Source organism: Streptomyces sp. NPDC006510 (genome assembly GCF_040611955.1).
Classification (GTDB): domain Bacteria; phylum Actinomycetota; class Actinomycetes; order Streptomycetales; family Streptomycetaceae; genus Streptomyces.
The window spans coordinates 1-15,996 of sequence record NZ_JBEXPH010000092.1 but is presented as its reverse complement, the minus strand read 5'-3'; the positions used below and the strand labels follow the sequence as shown (position 1 = coordinate 15,996).

The window sequence follows — 15,996 nt, the reverse complement described above, 5'->3', positions numbered from 1 at the left end:
CTCACACACATGACCACCGCCACGACGGCATCGGCACTCAACGGTGTGTCGGCACGACCACCCCTTGGGGACATCAAGCTCCGCCCAGTCCGGTCGATCCGGGTGTACTGGCCGGTCACCGGTGAGACACTCGCCGCCCTGGGAGCGGGCCACACCGAGACGCTGCGCGACGACGCGGCATTCGGCTCGCTGCTGCAGGTCCTGCGTTCTTCACCGTGCGCGGGCGACTTCGGTGTCTACAGCGACGTCTTCGAGGTGGGTGTCGGCGTGGAGGGTTTCACCACGAAGCCGGGTGCCCACCCGACCTTCGGCTCCGTCGGCGACAGTTCCCTCTCCCCCGCGCTCACCGTCACCGTCCACATCGACGCTCGTACGCCGGACGACGAGGTGTCGCGCGTCCTCGGCCGCATCCTCCATGCCCATCCCTGGGAAGTCCCGGTCGTCGAACTGTCCGCTCCGTTCGACCTCGTCCACCGCGCCTGATCGACGTCGCAGACCTCAGGCACTCCTCCCGGCCGCGGCGCGCGGAGCCACCCATCCCGCGCGCCGCAGGCCCCACCAGTGGCATCACCCCTTCGCCATGCGTTGCCGTCCCCAGCCGCTGCCACCCAAGGACACGTCATATGTCCCTGCCACTCACGCCGGGAAGCACCCCGGCACTGCCGCACACAGCGCCCTCATCTCCTCCCCCGTCCCCCGCGCTGTCGCCCGTCCCGCCCGGATCCCCGTCCGAGGCGCCCCGCGAGGCACTGCGCCGCTCGATGACCGCCCGCCACCTCGTCATGATCGCGATGGGGGGCGTTATCGGCTCCGGGCTGTTCATCAGTTCCGGCTTCACCATTTCCCAGGCCGGCCCTCTCGGCGCCGTGCTCGCCTACCTCGTCGGCGCGTTCGTCGTCTACCTGGTCATGACCTGCCTCGGCGAACTCGCCGTCATCTACCCCGTCTCGGGCTCCTTCCACATCTACGCCGCCCGCTCCATCAGCCCGGCGACCGGATTCGCCACGGCGTGGCTGTATTGGCTCACCTGGGCCGTCGCCCTCGGCTCCGAGTTCACCGCCTGCGGTCTGCTGATGCAGCGCTGGTTCCCCTCGGTGAGCGTGTGGGTCTGGTGTGTGGTCTTCGCCGCGGTCGTCTTCGCAGTGAACGCCTTCTCTGCACGGATCTTCGGTGAGACCGAGTACTGGTTCTCGGTGATCAAGGTCGTCGCCGTGGTCGCCCTCATCGTCCTGGGCGGTGCCGCCCTGGCCGGTTTCCACCCGCTCGCCGACAGTGGCCAGGCGTTCCCGTCCCTCTTCGAGAACTTCACCACCGACGGCGGCCTCTTCCCCCACGGTTTCTCAGGCATCCTGGTCACCGTCCTCGCAGCCTTCTACGCCTTCTCCGGCTCCGAACTCATCGGCGTCGCCGCGGGCGAGACCGCAGACCCTGCCACCGCCGTCCCCAAGGCACTGCGGGTGACCGTCGTCCGGTTGCTGCTCTTCTTCGTCGGCGCCATCACGGTGATCGCCGCCATGATCCCGTACGAGAAGGTCGGTCTCGACGAGAGCCCCTTCGTCACCGTCTTCTCGACCGTCGGCATCCCGTACGCGGCGGACCTGATGAACTTCGTGATCATCACGGCGCTGCTGTCGGCCGGGAACAGCGGACTGTATTCCTGCGCCCGCATGCTGTTCTCCCTGTCGGAAGAAGGACAGGCACCACAGGCACTGCGCCGCCTAAACTCCCGCGGAATCCCCATGACCGCGCTGTTGCTGAGCATGCTGGGCGGCCTCGCCTCCCTGCTCAGCAGCGTGGTCGCGGCGGAGACGGTCTACCTGGTGCTCGTCTCCGTGGCAGGCTTCGCCGCCGTCGGCGTCTGGATGTCCATCGTCGCCTCCCAGTTCCTGCACCGCCGGCGGTTCGTCAAGTCCGGCGGGGACATCAGGACTCTGGCCTACCGGACCCCGTTCTATCCGGTCGTGCCGGTACTCGCCTTCACCCTCTGCCTGGCATCGCTCGTCGGCATCGCCTTCGACCCGGCGCAGGTCACGGCCCTGTACTTCGGCATCCCGTTCGTCGGAGCCTGCTTCCTCTATTACCACCTGCGCCACGGGGCCGGGCAGTCGGCCAAGGCGACAAAGACGGAGACGGAGACGGGATGTTCATGAATCCGACCTGTCTCCTGCTGGACCTCGACGGCACCCTGGTCGACTCTGCGCCGGGCGTCACCGCCAGTGCCGCGGCCGCGCTGCGCAGCGTGGGTGCAGGGGTGCCGGACGAGCCCACCCTGCGCTCCTTCGTCGGACCGCCGATGTACGAGTCCTTCCGGTACGTCGTCGGCCTCGACGAGGAGACGGCGCGGCGGGCCCTGCACACCTACCGGGCCGACTACGCGGAGCACGGTGCCCTGGACAGCTCCCTGTTCACCGGAGTTCCGGAGATGCTTGACGCCCTGGCCGGGCTGGGGATGACGATGGGCGTGGCAACGTCCAAGGTCGAGGACCAGGCCGAACGCGTGACCCGGCACCACCGTCTGAACGCTCGTCTGGCAGCAGTCTGCGGCATCGACGAGTCGACGGGACGGACCACCAAGCGCCAGGTCATCCGGGTCTGCCTCGCCCGACTGCGTGCACGTGGTGTCGATGTCTCCCGGCCGCTCATGGTCGGCGACCGGGCGTACGACGTGCAGAGCGCGGCGGCCGAGGGGATCCCCGCCGTCCATGTGCGGTGGGGGTACGGCGGCCCCGAAGAGGCCGCAGGTGCCGTCGCGTCCGTCGCCGAGCCCTCAGAACTGGCCGACCTGCTGACGAACGATCCGACCTGACGGGCCGAGCGTCGGCCTGCAGCCCCGAAGCACCCCTGTCATACCGGCCGGCCCGTGCGCGTCGCACGGGCCGGCGCCCCCGCCTACGACACAGAGACAAGGTCGAACAGCACATGGACCGCTTCCCCGAGCCCCGCCTGTGGGCCGCCCTGCGCGAGCTGACCGAGACGTCCGTCCACACGGACCTCACCCACGCCTTCCATCCGGGCCAGCCGCACTTTCCGGCGTTCCCGGACGAGCGCCGCGAGATGCCCTTCGACATGAAGCGCGGTGACGGCTTCAATGTGCACCTCTACACGCTCGTCGGCCAGTGGGGCACCCACGTCGACCCGCCTGTGCACTTCGTGGACGGCGCACGCACGCTGGACAACATCCCCGTCGAGGAGATGCTCCTGCCGCTGGTCGTCCTCGACATCTCCGACCGTGTCGAGGCCGATCCCGACTCCGTGCCCACGCTGGACGACGTGACCGCCTGGGAAGGCCGCAACGGCCGCATACCGGCCGGGGCCTTCGTGGCCCTGCGCACGGGCTGGAGCCGCCGCTGGCCGGACCCGTCCGCCATGGCCAACCGGGACGAGGCGGGCCTCAGCCACGCGCCGGGCTGGTCGGGCCCGGTACTGCGCCATCTTTTCGAGGAGGTGGGCGTCACCGCCATCGGTCACGAGCAGACCGACACCGACCCCGGTCTGGCCACCTCGGCAGGTGACTTCAGCCTGGAGCGGTATGTCCTGGAGCGCGACCGGTGGCAGATCGAGCTGATGGCCAACCTCGACCGGGTCCCCGAGGCGGGCGCCCTGATCGTCGCGACCTGGCCGAAGCCGCAGGGCGGTTCCGGCTTCCCGGCCCGGGTGTTCGCCCTCCACGGGGCGGAGTGCACTGTCCGATGAGACAGCCGGAGCAGTAACCGATGCCCCCGCCCCGGCGGCCAGCAGGCCGCCGGGGTCATTTCACGACCAGGACCAGGAGTCGAGGCCATGGACGCCGTCGATGAGAAGATCATCGCCGAACTGACCCGCAACGCCCGCATCACCCACGCCGAACTCGGCCAGCGCGTGCAGTTGTCCAGGAACGCCGTGCGCCAACGGGTGGAACGTCTCGAACGGCAGGGGCACATCGGCGGCTACACCGTAGTCCGCCCGTCCGGCACGGCGGCCGGAGACCTCGTCCGCGCCCATGTCCTCGTCTACCGGAAGGACCGGATGCGCGGCGGCGACGTCCTCGCGGCGATCAGGCGCATCCCCGAAGTCGTCTCCTGCGACGTGCTCAGCGGCGAGTTCGACCTGCTGGTCAGTCTGGAGGCCCGGTCCCTGGAACGCGTAAGGGGCATCTGGGAGCACATGGCCCAGATGCCCGGTGTACGTGACACGGTCACCACTCTCACGCTGTCCCGCGTCGTCGACCGCACCCGATGCTGAACCGCAGGGCCGAGGGAGCCGCTGCCCCAGGCGGACCCGCGGACAGCGGCGGTACGCGGGCTGCCCTGCGGGGCCGGCCGCGTCTCATGACCCAGGGGGACTGCGGGCGTCCCGTCAGACGCCCGCCCGGAGCAACCGCTCGGCGCTGTCACGGTCGAGCAGTCCGCTGTCGACGACGACGTCCAGCACGTCGGCACCGGTGGCCAGCGCCTGCCGGGCGGCCTCGGCCGCCGCCGCGTACCCGATGCGGGGTGTCAGCGCCGTCACCGCCCCGACGGACCGCGCGGCCTGCCGCGCCAGCCGCTCCTCGTTGGCGGTGATCCCGACCACGCACAGGGTGCGCAGCGTGGCGCAGCCGCGAGTCAGCCACGCGATGTGCTGGAGCAGCAGGTGGCCGATGAGCGGCTCGAAGGCGTTGAGCTGCAACTGCCCGTTGTCGGCGGCCATGGTGATCGCCATGTCGGCCCCGGCCGTGGCGAAGGCGATCTGGTTGACCAGTTCCGGGATCACCGGGTTGACCTTGCCCGGCATGATCGAGGAGCCGGCCTGACGCGGCGGCAGGTTGATCTCCCCGAGGCCGGACTGCGGGCCGCTGGACAGCAGCCGCAGATCGCTGCAGATCTTCGACAGCTTCACCGCCGTGCGCTTGAGCACCCCGGACGCCTGGAGGAACACACCGGTGTCGGAAGTTGCTTCGACCAGGTCGGACGCCGCCTTCAGGTCCAGCCCGGTCAGCGCCCGCAGATGCCGGACAGCGGCCCGGGCGTATCCGGGTGCCGCGGTGACGCCGGTGCCGACCGCGGTGGCGCCGAGGTTGGTCTCGGCGAGCAGCGGAAGCGTCTCGGCGATGCGAGCCGTGTCCTCGGCCAGAGTGACGCCGAACGCGGCGAACTCCTGACCGAGCGTCATCGGGACTGCGTCCTGCAACTGGGTGCGGCCCACCTTCACGACATTCCGGAACTCCCTGCCCTTGGCCGTGAACGCCTCGGACAGCAGGCCGAGTTCGACGGAGAGGTCGGCGAGGGCCGCACTCACGGCGATCTTCAGAGCCGTCGGATAGACATCGTTGGTCGACTGGCATCGGTTGACATCGTCGAGCGGGTGGAGGACGTCGTACCGTCCGCGTGCACAACCCAGGCGTTCCAGAGCGAGGTTGGCGATGACCTCGTTGGCGTTCATGTTGGTGCTGGTGCCGGCTCCGCCCTGGACGACGTCCACGACGAACTCCTCGTGGTAGCGACCCCGCTCGATGTCGGCGCATGCCTCGGCGATGGCCTGTGCCTTGCGCGGCTCCAGAGCACCGACCTCCTCATTGGCCATGGCCGCCGCGTGCTTCACGGCAGCCATGGCCCGCACCAGGTGCGGATGGGAGGCCGCGGAGACACCGCTGATCCGGAAGTTCTCCAGAGCGCGGGCGGTGTGCACGCCCCAGTACGCTGCCTGGGGGATCTCCACCTCGCCCAGCGAGTCGGACTCGATACGGAAGCCGCTCACCGGCCGCCGCCCGTCCCGTTGAAGCAGACGACCTTGGGCTGGGTCATCTCCTCGTAGGCGAACCGCACCCCCTCACGGCCCATACTGCCGTACTTGAACCCGCCGAAGGGCATCGCGTCGAAGCGGTAGTCGGAGGAGTCGTTCACCATGACACCTCCGGCGTCCAGCTGCCGGGCAGCCGCCAGGGCACGGTCCAGCCGGGTGGTGAAGACCCCGGCGTGCAGGCTGAACTCGATCTCGTTGGCCCGCTCGACGGCCTCCCCGAACGAGTCGAAGGGCTGGAGAACGACGACCGGCGCAAACGCCTCGTCCTGCCACACCGCGGCCGTGCCCGGGACGTCCTCCAGGACCGTCGGGGCATAGACACTGCCGTCGAGCCGATTGCCGCACAGCAGAGTCGCCCCCTGCTCGAGCGCCGCGTCCACGAGGGCCTTGGCGGCGGCCGCCGACCCGGCAGTGATCATCGGCCCTACATCCGTACGCTCGTCCGTCGGATCGCCCGCCCTCAGCCGGAGTGTCCGCGCGACGAAGGCGTCCCGGAAGGCCGCATACACCGGGCGGGCGACAAGGACCCGCTGGACGCCGATACAGTTCTGGCCGGCCGCCCAGAAGGCACCGGAGACACAGCCCTCCACGGCGGCGTCCAGGTCGGCGTCCTCCATGACGATCACGGGCGCGTTGCCACCGAGGTCCATCGCGAGTTTCTTCAGGCCCGCCGAGCGGGCGATCGCCTCACCGGTGCGGAAACCTCCGGTGAAGGACACCATCCGCACGTCGCGCGAAGCAACGAGGGCCGCACCCAGCTCGGGCCCGCCGTTGACGACGGTCACGACCTCTTCGGGAAGGCCGGCCTCGACCAGGGTGTCGACCAGGCGCAGCGCCGACAGCGGTGTCAGCGCGGACGGTTTGAGTACCACAGCGTTGCCGCCCGCGACGGCAGGCCCCAGCTTGTGAGCGACCAGGTTCAGGGGGTCGTTGTACGGGGTGATGGCGGCGATGATCCCCAGCGGCTCCCGGGTGAACCACCCCTGGCGGTCCTCGGAGCCCTCGTATGCGTCGAAGGGCACCACCTCACCGGCGTTGCGCCGGGCCTCGGCGGCCGACAGACGCAGGGTGTTGACCGCGCGGGCGGTCTCCTTGCGGGCCTGCACGAGGGTCTTCCCCGCCTCACCCACGATCAGTCGGGCGAAAGATTCGGCGCGTTCCTCCACCAATCGGGCCGCCCCGTCGAGGACCTTGGCCCGGGCGGCCCGCGACATGGCCCGCGCAGTGGCACGGCCGTCACGGGCCCGCAGCATCACGGCTTCCAGGGCGTCCGCGGCGACGGCACAGACCGAGCCGATCGTCTCGCCGGTGTAGGGGTTGCGAACAGGCGCCATGTCGTCGCCGAGGTGCAGCGCGGCGTTGATCACGGTCTCAGACACGGTTCGTCTCCTCCAGCTCACGTGCACCGTCCACCGGCGCGCCGGAACGTGACCCGCCGGTGGCTCCCTGGGTTCCGGTACCGCGGTCGTTGCGGCTCTCATGGATGCTGATGATGTCCGACAGCAGGGCGTACGCGGTCTCCGTGCACCCTGCGCCGGGCCCGGAGACCGTAACGGTGCCCAGCAGGTCGGTGTGGAAGGCCACCGCGTTCACCGGTCCTGAGACCCCGGCCAACGGGTGGCTGTCCGGCAGCGCCACGGGGGCGACGCGCGCATCCACGGTGCCGTCGGGGCGCCGGGCCACCGATCCGACCAGTTTCCAGCGCAGTCCTTCGGCCGCGGCGGCCCGTATGTCCTCGGCGGTGATGCCGGAGATGCCTTCGCAGGGCACGTCGGCTCGCTTCAGTTCCGTGCCCAGCACCTCACCGGCCAGGATCATGACCTTCAGCTGGACGTCGTGCCCCTCCACGTCGGCGGTGGGGTCGGCCTCCGCGTATCCCAGCGCCTGGGCCTCGGCCACCGCGTCGGCGAAGTCCATGCCGCTCTCCAGCCGGCCGAGGATGTAGTTGGACGTGCCGTTCATGACGCCCTCGACGGCCGTTACCCGCAGCCCCCGGAACATCCGCCGCGCCGTGCGCAGCACGGGCGTGCCGCTGAGCACTGATCCCTCGCACTCGAAGGCGACGTCATGACGCCGGGCCAGTTCCTTCAGCGCACGGCCGTGCAGTGCCACCGGGCCCTTATTAGTGGTACAGACGTGCTTACCGGCCTCCAGCGCCCATCGCACGTGCGACAGCGCGGGCTGGCCGTCCTCGGGATTGGTGAAGGTCGCCTCGGCAACGATGTCGGCCGGGACCTCCCGGATCACCCACTCGTTACGGGGATCAGGGCTGCCGCCCGCCATGCGGGAGAAGTCCAGTTCGCTGGGCGTGGCCGCGAGCAGCGGAGCCAGTTCGATGCCGTCGGCGCGCACCAGCGAACCGGCACGCAGATCGGTGATGGCCACCACGCGCAGGCCGAACCCCAGTTCGGCGGCGAGTGCGTCGCCCCGCTCGGTGATCAGTTCGGCGAGCGCGCGGTTGACGCCTCCGAATCCGATGAGCGCGAGGTCGTATCGGGTCATCTGGTTCTCCTTCACATGGACCCTGTGCGTGCTGAACAGCGTCGCGCCCGGGGCGGTCATCCAGACCATGCCGATGTGACCGAGCATCATGACGATCCGCTCCTGCGACGAGCGGATCGCTATAGTGCCGACGTGACAGCATTCGGCCCCGACAAGCCATCCGAGCGGTCCCTGCAGGGCGGCGACGCCCCTGATCAGCCCGGTCCTGGAGAGTCCGGGCCGTCCGGGAGGGGCGGGTCCGGGAGCGGCCGGCCGGGCGGGAGCGACTCCGGGAACTCCACGGCCTCGTCGCTGCGCGCTGCACTGCGCCTCGTCGACACCGTCATCGACCGCGAACGGTCAGGGCGCACCGGGTTCAACGTCAGCAGGCTCGCCGACGAGATGGGCCTGGAGCGCAGCAAGGCCTCACGGATGACGCAGGAGCTGTGCGAAAAGGGCTTCCTCGAACGCCGCGAGGACTCCACTCTGCGCGCCGCCCACGAGTTCTTCGCCCTGGCGGCCTCCCTCAACCCCGGTCTGCTGCACAGCAGCCGGGCGGTTCTGCGCCGCCTCGCGATCCGGCACGGGGCCAGCGCCCGACTGTCCGTCCGGGACGGTGTCCTCGTACGTCTGCTGCGTGCCGAGTCCGCGCCCGGCATGGCCGAGTGGCTGACCCGGGCGACGCTGGTGACCCCCTGCTGGTGTACGGGCGCGGGACGCGCACTGTTGTGGGATCACACCGGGGAGGAGATCGCCATGCTGCTGGTGGGTTACGAACTGATCGGTGTCGGCGGCCCCAACGCCGCCCACTCGGCGGCCGAGGTCGCCCGGGCCAACGCACGCGACGCGCCCGGAGGTCTGGTCACCGCGCACGGGGAGTTCGAGCACGGCATCACCGAGTACGCCGCGCCCGTGCGCGACGCCCGGGGCCGGGTCTTCGCCGCCGTCGCCGTCCTGGGGCGGCAGAACGACCTCGCCCCGCACGAGGAACTGATCCGCACTGATCTGACGGCGGCGGCGGCCGAGTTGGGGAACCTGTCCTGACCAGCTCCGCCAAGCAACGGCCTGTCAAGGTCCGCCCGCTCCCGGCCGGTTCTCATTCTCGCCGCCGTGCCCTGCCCATATCTCGATGGCGCTGCGGTGTCTCTGGCGCCAGGGTGTCCCCCGTGCTGAAGAAGTTACTCCTCACGACCCTGGCTGGGCATGGGCACATTAACCCGATGTTGCCGTTGGTCGAGGAACTCGTACGGCGCGGCACCAGGTGGACTACGCCACCGGGGCAGGCCACGCCGCCGCGGTTTGGCGCACGCTGGTTGGAACTACCGCCGCTGGAGCCGTTCACACCACCATCAAAGATCGGCCCGGAGGCCGTAGCCGGCTGGTTGCGCCACTACTTCGCGGCAATGAGTGCGACCTACCCGGTGTTGCAGAAGTACTGTGCCTCGGAGCCGGTGGACACAATCTGTTACGACACCACGAACTGGCCTGCCCGGATCATCGCCAGGAGGCTGGGCATCCCCGCCGTGCAGTGCTTCCCTCACCTCGCCTCGAACGAGGCGTACTCAGTGGACCGGCAGTTGACCGCAGGGCTCGACGCCGACGATCCGGCGATGGCCTTGCTCGCCGCCGACTGTGCAGCCTTCTCCACCGAGTACGGCGTCCCGCTCGGTGTCGCCGACACCATGACGGTGGCGGACGGGACGCTGTGCCCTGGATGACCATCACCCTCGCAGGGTCACCTCGGCAGAGCTGAGCGCCCGGCCAATCCTCGTTTCATTCAGATGTCAGCGGCACAGCAGGTCGCGCAGCACCCGTTCCACCGTGCCGTCGGGGTCGCGCCTTTGACCGTCGTCGCGCCAGGCGACGACACCGTCGGGTCGGACGAGCAGCGCGCCGCCGGTCGTCAGGCCGTGTGGACCGGCCAGGTCCGCGTCGAGGTGGTACACATCGACGGGCACGGACAGGCGGTGACCGGCCCGGTGGGCGGCGGACTCCCAGGCATCGCCCTCGGGGCCGGCCAGCAGGACGAGACCGGTGCCGTAGAGGTCGAGGGTCGACATGGGCGAGGACGCGTCCTCGGAGACGTACAGATGAGGCGCGCGCGTGCCGGGAGCACCCTCCGGGATGGCGACGCCGTACATCAGGACGCCGGTGGGCAGCAGCGGTTCGCCCGGGCCCGGCCCGGGCAGCCGCCAGCGCAGCCGGGCCCGGGCGTATGCCTGCCGCATGGCCTGCTCGGCGGCCGGGCGGCGCTCGGCCCCGTACGTGTCCAGCAGCGCGCGACCCGCGCTGCCACGCAGGACGAAGGCCAGCTTCCAGGCCAGGTCGTGCGCGTCCATGATGCCCGTGAGGCCGCCCAGGCCGCCGGTCGGCGGCATCAGATGGGCCGCGTCGCCCGCGAGGAACACCCGGTTCACGCGGTACCGTTCGGCGACCCGTGCCCCCACCGGAAACGTGAAGATCCGTCCGGCGCCCGGGGCCTGCTCCAGCAGCCGCACATCCAGTGCGTCCAGTCCGGTCGCCGCTCTGACCCAGGCGGCAGGGTCCTCGTTCGCGGTGTCCCTGGGCGATACGGCAGTGGCGAAGAACCAACGGGTGCCGGTGGAGTCGAGGGGCCGAGTGTGGTTCCCGGTGCGGGCCGGTCGAGATACGCCATGCCGATACGACGGCCGCGCAGCGCCGGAGACAGATCGGCGTGGATGTGCATTGTGACCATGTGGAAGAGGGTTCCGGGGCCGCTGCTGCGGATGCCGAGACGACGGCGTATGGGGCTGGAGGCGCCGTCTGCCGCGACAACGTAGTCGGCCCTGACGGTCTCCTCCGTCCCGCCGGGGCCCCGCAGACGCGCCGTCACCCCGTCGCAATCCTGCGCCAGGTCGGTGAGTGCCGTGCCGAATCTGAGGTCGCAGCCCCGTTTTCGTATTTGCTGCGCGAGCACGGTTTCGAGCTCGTCCTGACCGATGGGGACGAACGCACACGGGGAGGCCTGTTCGGCCTCCCCGCCGCCCTCCTCGGGCTCGGTGAGCGGCTTGTGCTCCTCCGACAGGGTACGGGCGTGGACGGAGACGAGGTCGGTGGGCGGGGCGCCGGCCGGGCAGTGGTTGAGGATCTCGTCCTCCACTCCGGCCTGCCGATACAGCTCCATGGCCCGAGGAAGCAGGCCACGCAGACGCGGATGGGCAAGGATGCCGTCACGGCGCTCGACCACCAGACAGGGTACGTCGTGCATGCCGAGGAAAAGGGCCGCGGACGGCCCGGTGAGCGAGCCGCCCACCACCGGTACGCCCACGTGCCGCATGGACATGGACCGCCTTCCACGATGGGGTGCCGGCCCGCCGTCGGGCGGGCCGGCACCCTGTCAACTCAGTGCTTCTGCATGTACCACGGGGGCCACAGACGCTGGTCCCTGGCAGGTGCGGCAGCCTTCGGCGGGGTCACGTTCACCGCCTTGGACAGCCTCTTCTTCAGCTGCTCTGTCATGGAGTTCACCTCCTTCGGCGAGGGCAGGAGGAACCTCCGGCCGGACGGACCGGAGGAACTTGAGGGGACGCCGACTCGGACCCCGGCGGCCCGGGGCGGGCACGCGGGCAGCTGGCCTCAGGGCTTTCACCGGCCCGGCTCAGGCTTCGGTCGTGACGAGGATGCCGCGCCGCGCCAGGTCCGCCAGACAGCTACGGGCCTGCAGCAATGCCTCGTCCCGCGGTATCTGGCCGGCGACCGCTTCCGCGTACTCGGCGGCGATGTGTTCCTCGCCGCTGCCGTCGCTGAGCTCGAACAGGTACCAGCCAGCCAGGTTCGGCCAATGAACCTTTGGCTTGGCCGGGGTGAAGACCATAAGGGAACCGGCGGCCTCGACGGGGCGCGTGCTCAGGCCGGGTGCCTTGGTATAGCGGAGATCAGACACGGGCTGCCTCCTCCGGCACCGATGCGACGGTCTCCAGCAGCCAGCTGACGAACTCCCGGCCGTGATCGGTCAGTTCGTCGCCGCCGCGGTCCAGGATCTGCCGACCCAGGTAGTGGGCTCGCTCGGCGCCGAAGCGGTACAGGGAAGGCGGGTCATCGGACTCGGGAACGCCGAAACGTTCCTTCAGCTCAGGCGTGAGCCTGGCCCGCAGCGCCGCCTGGAACAGCACGAGGTGCGCGTACACGTGGAAGGCGCCCGGGGCCCGGTCGAGCGCCCACTCGTTGGGCGCGACCATGGAGGCCCATTTCAGCCAGGGCACCTTGGCCTTCGGCCCGTCGGCCAGACCCTCGGGGGCGGCGAAGATGCTCGCCGACCACTGGATGTCGAACAGCTTCAGGCGCAATCCCTCGTGCAGCGCCGTCTCGGCGAACCGCCATGGGCGGGCCATCCGGTTCGGAGAGAAGAACACCACTCCGGGAATGCGCCCCACGTTGCCCGCGAGGAAGGTCTCGCCCTCGGTCCTCACGTCGACGACGCCCACACCGATGTAGTGGGCCGCGACACTTGCGCCCAGCTCGGGAAGCAGCGCGCACAGGGCCGCGAAGCCATCGTCGAGCCGTCGCGCGTGCTCGGGCGTGGGCTCCAGGAGGTCACCGGGCACACCACGCAGGAAGTCACGCTCGAAGGTGTTGAGGAAGGTACCGCCCAGCGGGGCCGTAGCACCCCGGCCTGTGCTGCACAGCCAGGACTCCCGGTCCGGGGCGACCCGCACCCGGCGGCCGTCGGAGATACCGGAACCGGTGGGCGGGGCCGTGACACCGGCTTACGACGCTGGCGGCACCGAGCGGCCCGGCGCCTGGGTCGCGGAGATCACCGACATGCCCGACCTGAGCACGTGGCCCAAGGGCATGCGGCTGATCGTCCGCAAGGAACGCCCGCATCCCGGCGCACAGTTGCGCTTCACCGACCTCGACGGACTACGGCTCACCTGCTTCGCGACCAACACCAAAGGCGGCCAGCTCGCCGACCTCGAACTGCGTCACCGCCGCCGGGCACGCTGCGAGGACCGCATCCGAAACGCCCGCGACACCGGCCTGCGCAACCTCCCCCTGCACGACACCGCACAGAACCAGATCTGGCTGGAGATCGTCTCCCTCGCACTCGACCTCCTTGCCTGGATGCCGATGCTCGCCCTGACCACAGAAACGCGCCGCTGGGAACCCAAGAAGCTCCGCCTGAGGCTGTTCTCCGCCGCCGCCCAACTCGTTACCACTGGCCGCCGTCGCTGGCTCCGCTTCACCACACGATGGCCCTGGACCAACGAAGTCATCCAGGCAATCGACCGGCTCAATGCCCTGCCGAGCCCCGGCTGACCAGCCACACCGGCCCGCCCCAACGATCCGCATCACCGCACCGGGAAAGTGGAACCCGGCGCCCACCCGACGCGACAGCCGGGCCGCCAACCTGCCCCAACCCCGAAAAGACCGCACCTCGCAAGCACGAAGCCCCCGTCAGCGAACCGACGAGGACTCATGAACGATCGAGGCTAACAACCACAGGATTCTCCGCGCCGACGCGCTGCTCCAGGACGCGACCCTGGTGACGGACGGTCTGACGCGACCGCGGTTCATCGTTCCCCACCTCGACGGTCGGCTGGTGTCCGACCACTCCGGCACACTGGCCGCCTTCGACGCGGACTGGTCTGCGCGAGGCACGTACGTTATCCGGCCTGCGGGGTGGGGCCACTGTGTGCATCTCGACGACCCGCCACGCGCGCCCGCACGAACCCCGCCAGCACATCGGTCTCGAACTCGGCGAGCTCCTCCTCGCTCACCGGCACCCGGTACTCGTGCAGATCGCGTACTACGGCCGGAGCCAACCCACGCCTGCACGACTTCACCCAGGCTGAAGGAATCCCGACAGGGATGAGGGTTGCGCACTACGGGCGAGGTTGGGTCAGAACGGCCGGCGGCCACCCGAACGAGGTAACAGGCCCAGGTCCAGGCACTCTCAGTCGTGCCAGACGCAGGGGGATGAAGGCGGAACTCGGGGACTATTGCTCACCGAGCAGCCGACGTGGACCAGTGACACCGCTGATCCGGGCTCGTCGTCGGAGTTGGTCAAGGGAGCAGTCGAGTGAGCCGATGCGCACTGCACTCCCCCACGCATCAGCGGCAGCCGAGAGCGTAGATCGCCCCGAGTGTCCGCGCGGTCCGCCCGACGAACGCCGGGCCAGTGCGTCGCAAGCCACTCACTCGACGCTCGAATCGATCGCCATGACAGTTGTTTCCGGTGGGACGTGGGCTGAGCAGTCCTACGGACGGCCCGGGCGGGTGGCGACCATCGCGTTGTGCAGTTCCATCGCGCTGGGCGCGGGGGGCAGCGGCGACGACCCGCCGTCGGGACGGCAGGAGTCGAGCAGCAGCGCCACCAGCCGCTGCCACGCGCCGGGCGCGGCGTTGCGCGTGGAGGAGAGCACTCCGGCGTTGGCCATCAGGAACAGCATGATGTCGCCGCTCGTCACCTCGGACCGTAGGCAGCACTGTTCCTGCGCGCGGCGGATCAGGGCGTCGAGCGCGTCCAGGGCCCGGATGCGCGGTTCCTCCATGCCCGGGGAGTCGGGGAAGCAGGCGGTGAAGCCCTCGGTCACCCCGCGGTCGGCGGCCTGCATGGCGCAGGCGCGCTCCACGAAGCCCCGAAAGCCTTCCCATGGATCGGGGGCCGACATCGCCTCCTCGGCAAGACGTGCCAGCTCGTGCATCCGGTCGGTCAGCACCGCCTCGATCAGCGCCTCCCGCTCGGGGAATCGCCGGTAGAGCGTGGCGATGTTCACTTCGGCCCGTCGTGCGACGTCCTCCAGCGGCGCCGCCAGTCCGCGCTCGCCGAAGACGGCACGGGCCGCGGCCACGATGCGCTCCCGGTTGAGCTCGGCGTCCCTGCGCAGCACTCGGCCCTCACCAGATCCCATGGCCACGATCCTACAAAGTGAAGGACATCCTGCGGTTCTGGTACGTTGATGCGACATAAACCGCAGGGACCCCTTCACTTACGGAGTGTGCGTCATGCCCGTCATCCTCTGGGTCGTCCAGGCCCTGCTCGCCGTCTTGTTCGCCGGAGCGGGTGGCATGAAGCTGGTCATGGCCCCGGACTCACTGGTTCCGCTCATGCCGTGGGTGGTGGACTTCCGCCCGGAGACGGTGAAGGTGATCGGGGCTCTGGAAGTGCTCGGCGGGGCGGGGCTGGTCATCCCCGCCGCCACCTCGATCGCCCCGGTGCTGACCCCGGTCGCCGCGGGCGGCCTCGCCGTCGTCATGGCCGGCGGGGCGGCCGTGCACATCGGCAGAGGCGAGTACCCGCACAGCGTCGGCAACATGGTGGTGTTCGCGGTGGCCGTTCTGACCGCGTGGGGCACGTACCGGTCGTACGTCCCCCGCTGAAAGTCTTACGCCTTCCCTCCGCTGCTTGCGCCACTCCGGGCGAGCACTGACCAGACCTCGATGTCCTGCCGGACGCCCGGTGGAGGTACTGCCCGCGCAGGACGCGCTCGCGGGTCATGCCCAGGCGCTTGGCGACGTTGATGCTGCTGACGTTCGCGGCGGACGTCATCCACTCCACGCGGTGGATGCCGCGCTCCTCGACCGCCCAGTCGATCGAGGGCGGCTTGATCACCACCGCCGACTCGTCCCTGGCCCGCACGCTGCGACTGCTGCGCAACCAGGGCATGGAGCAGCGCTACCACCACCAGATCGTGGGCACTACTGACTTCGGCTGGCTAGGGTGACGTTGGGGTGTCGACGGCCAGGCCGGTGCCGGCTATGAAGCCGTCGAGGGTGTCGGGCCGGTACTGCAGG

At 69.9% G+C, this 15,996-nt stretch carries 16 protein-coding genes and 4 pseudogenes; 10 read left to right on the top strand and 10 right to left on the bottom strand.

All coding sequences use genetic code 11. The annotated features are described in order from the left end of the window. Positions 1–9 precede the first annotated feature (9 nt). The 5 genes from ABZY11_RS25390 (at position 10) to ABZY11_RS25370 (ending at position 4,221) form a co-directional block, all read left to right on the top strand. Positions 10–483, top strand: a complete 474-nt coding sequence (locus tag ABZY11_RS25390) for a hypothetical protein (protein ID WP_356481341.1) — start codon at positions 10–12, stop codon at positions 481–483. Between the two features lie 140 nt (positions 484–623). Then, on the top strand, positions 624–2,150 hold the full coding sequence (locus tag ABZY11_RS25385) for an amino acid permease (RefSeq protein ID WP_356481340.1): 1,527 nt from the start codon (positions 624–626) through the stop codon (positions 2,148–2,150). Continuing rightward, positions 2,147–2,806, top strand: coding sequence for an HAD hydrolase-like protein (locus ABZY11_RS25380; RefSeq protein ID WP_356481339.1), 660 nt, complete (start codon positions 2,147–2,149; stop codon positions 2,804–2,806). The genes ABZY11_RS25385 and ABZY11_RS25380 overlap by 4 nt, the downstream gene beginning before the upstream one ends. Positions 2,807–2,919: 113 nt before the next feature. Then, positions 2,920–3,693 carry a cyclase family protein gene (locus ABZY11_RS25375; RefSeq protein WP_356481338.1) on the top strand — a complete coding sequence of 258 codons (774 nt, stop codon included), beginning with the start codon at positions 2,920–2,922 and terminating at the stop codon, positions 3,691–3,693. Positions 3,694–3,780: 87 nt separating this feature from the next. Beyond that, a complete protein-coding gene (locus tag ABZY11_RS25370; RefSeq protein ID WP_356481337.1) occupies positions 3,781–4,221 on the top strand; it encodes an AsnC family transcriptional regulator in 441 nt (146 codons plus the stop codon). Between the two features lie 114 nt (positions 4,222–4,335). On the opposite strand, the gene ABZY11_RS25365 is transcribed toward ABZY11_RS25370, so the two are convergent. The 3 genes from ABZY11_RS25365 to ABZY11_RS25355 are packed head-to-tail and all read right to left on the bottom strand — an operon-like array spanning position 4,336 to position 8,352. Further along, positions 4,336–5,715: an aspartate ammonia-lyase gene (locus ABZY11_RS25365; protein WP_356481336.1), complete on the bottom strand. Its 1,380-nt coding sequence runs from the start codon at positions 5,713–5,715 to the stop codon at positions 4,336–4,338. Continuing rightward, on the bottom strand, positions 5,712–7,139 hold the full coding sequence (locus ABZY11_RS25360) for an aldehyde dehydrogenase family protein (protein ID WP_356481335.1): 1,428 nt from the start codon (positions 7,137–7,139) through the stop codon (positions 5,712–5,714). Before ABZY11_RS25360 ends, ABZY11_RS25365 begins: the two co-directional genes overlap by 4 nt. After that, positions 7,132–8,352, bottom strand: coding sequence for a homoserine dehydrogenase (locus tag ABZY11_RS25355; protein WP_356481334.1), 1,221 nt, complete (start codon positions 8,350–8,352; stop codon positions 7,132–7,134). The genes ABZY11_RS25360 and ABZY11_RS25355 overlap by 8 nt, the downstream gene beginning before the upstream one ends. Positions 8,353–8,394: 42 nt before the next feature. Between ABZY11_RS25355 and ABZY11_RS25350 the strand changes: the two genes are divergently transcribed. Both ABZY11_RS25350 and ABZY11_RS25345 read left to right on the top strand, forming a co-directional pair. Next, complete coding sequence (locus tag ABZY11_RS25350) at positions 8,395–9,285, top strand: helix-turn-helix domain-containing protein (protein ID WP_356481333.1); 891 nt, start codon at positions 8,395–8,397, stop codon at positions 9,283–9,285. 122 nt (positions 9,286–9,407) lie between these two features. After that, positions 9,408–9,959, top strand: a complete 552-nt coding sequence (locus ABZY11_RS25345) for a hypothetical protein (protein WP_356481332.1) — start codon at positions 9,408–9,410, stop codon at positions 9,957–9,959. A gap of 66 nt (positions 9,960–10,025) precedes the next feature. Here the strand turns inward: ABZY11_RS25345 and ABZY11_RS25340 are convergent, their stop codons facing one another. The 4 genes and pseudogenes from ABZY11_RS25340 to ABZY11_RS25325 all read right to left on the bottom strand — a co-directional run bounded on the left by ABZY11_RS25340 (position 10,026) and on the right by ABZY11_RS25325 (position 12,917). Beyond that, positions 10,026–10,382 (bottom strand): hypothetical protein, encoded by a 357-nt coding sequence (locus ABZY11_RS25340; RefSeq protein ID WP_356481356.1) that lies wholly within the window; start codon positions 10,380–10,382, stop codon positions 10,026–10,028. Between the two features lie 135 nt (positions 10,383–10,517). Next, a pseudogene (locus ABZY11_RS25335) lies at positions 10,518–11,470 on the bottom strand (FAD-dependent monooxygenase); the annotation flags it as partial. A 390-nt stretch (positions 11,471–11,860) separates the two neighbouring features. Continuing rightward, complete coding sequence (locus ABZY11_RS25330; RefSeq protein WP_356481331.1) at positions 11,861–12,145, bottom strand: hypothetical protein; 285 nt, start codon at positions 12,143–12,145, stop codon at positions 11,861–11,863. Further along, complete coding sequence (locus ABZY11_RS25325) at positions 12,138–12,917, bottom strand: hypothetical protein (protein ID WP_356481330.1); 780 nt, start codon at positions 12,915–12,917, stop codon at positions 12,138–12,140. The genes ABZY11_RS25330 and ABZY11_RS25325 overlap by 8 nt, the downstream gene beginning before the upstream one ends. Before the next feature lie 37 nt (positions 12,918–12,954). Between ABZY11_RS25325 and ABZY11_RS25320 the strand changes: the two are divergent. Further along, positions 12,955–13,518 (top strand): annotated as a pseudogene (locus ABZY11_RS25320) (transposase); the annotation flags it as partial. Positions 13,519–13,865: 347 nt separating this feature from the next. Here the strand turns inward: ABZY11_RS25320 and ABZY11_RS25315 are convergent. Next, positions 13,866–14,024, bottom strand: a complete 159-nt coding sequence (locus tag ABZY11_RS25315; RefSeq protein ID WP_356481329.1) for a hypothetical protein — start codon at positions 14,022–14,024, stop codon at positions 13,866–13,868. 435 nt (positions 14,025–14,459) lie between these two features. Then, positions 14,460–15,113, bottom strand: a complete 654-nt coding sequence (locus ABZY11_RS25310) for a helix-turn-helix domain-containing protein (RefSeq protein ID WP_356481328.1) — start codon at positions 15,111–15,113, stop codon at positions 14,460–14,462. Positions 15,114–15,207: 94 nt separating this feature from the next. Here ABZY11_RS25310 and ABZY11_RS25305 point away from each other — a divergent pair, with 94 nt between their 5' ends. After that, on the top strand, positions 15,208–15,582 hold the full coding sequence (locus ABZY11_RS25305) for a DoxX family protein (protein ID WP_356481327.1): 375 nt from the start codon (positions 15,208–15,210) through the stop codon (positions 15,580–15,582). Positions 15,583–15,587: 5 nt separating this feature from the next. On the opposite strand, the pseudogene ABZY11_RS25300 reads toward ABZY11_RS25305, so the two are convergent. After that, a pseudogene (locus ABZY11_RS25300) lies at positions 15,588–15,796 on the bottom strand (GNAT family protein); the annotation flags it as partial. On the opposite strand from ABZY11_RS25300, the pseudogene ABZY11_RS25295 reads away from it, so the two are divergent. Continuing rightward, positions 15,792–15,899, top strand: a pseudogene (locus ABZY11_RS25295) (DegT/DnrJ/EryC1/StrS family aminotransferase); the annotation flags it as partial. The pseudogenes ABZY11_RS25300 and ABZY11_RS25295 sit on opposite strands and share 5 nt — an antisense overlap. Positions 15,900–15,996: the final 97 nt, after the last annotated feature.

Bases quoted from the DNA above. Each gene is read 5' to 3' on its own strand.
- ABZY11_RS25390 (WP_356481341.1), top strand. From the start codon at position 10: ATGACCACCGCCACGACGGCATCGGCACTCAACGGTGTGTCGGCACGA.
- ABZY11_RS25385 (WP_356481340.1), top strand. From the start codon at position 624: ATGTCCCTGCCACTCACGCCGGGAAGCACCCCGGCACTGCCGCACACA.
- ABZY11_RS25380 (WP_356481339.1), top strand. From the start codon at position 2,147: ATGAATCCGACCTGTCTCCTGCTGGACCTCGACGGCACCCTGGTCGAC.
- ABZY11_RS25375 (WP_356481338.1), top strand. From the start codon at position 2,920: ATGGACCGCTTCCCCGAGCCCCGCCTGTGGGCCGCCCTGCGCGAGCTG.
- ABZY11_RS25370 (WP_356481337.1), top strand. From the start codon at position 3,781: ATGGACGCCGTCGATGAGAAGATCATCGCCGAACTGACCCGCAACGCC.
- ABZY11_RS25355 (WP_356481334.1), bottom strand. From the start codon at position 8,352: ATGATGCTCGGTCACATCGGCATGGTCTGGATGACCGCCCCGGGCGCG.
- ABZY11_RS25340 (WP_356481356.1), bottom strand. From the start codon at position 10,382: ATGTACGGCGTCGCCATCCCGGAGGGTGCTCCCGGCACGCGCGCGCCT.
- ABZY11_RS25310 (WP_356481328.1), bottom strand. From the start codon at position 15,113: ATGGGATCTGGTGAGGGCCGAGTGCTGCGCAGGGACGCCGAGCTCAAC.
- ABZY11_RS25305 (WP_356481327.1), top strand. From the start codon at position 15,208: ATGCCCGTCATCCTCTGGGTCGTCCAGGCCCTGCTCGCCGTCTTGTTC.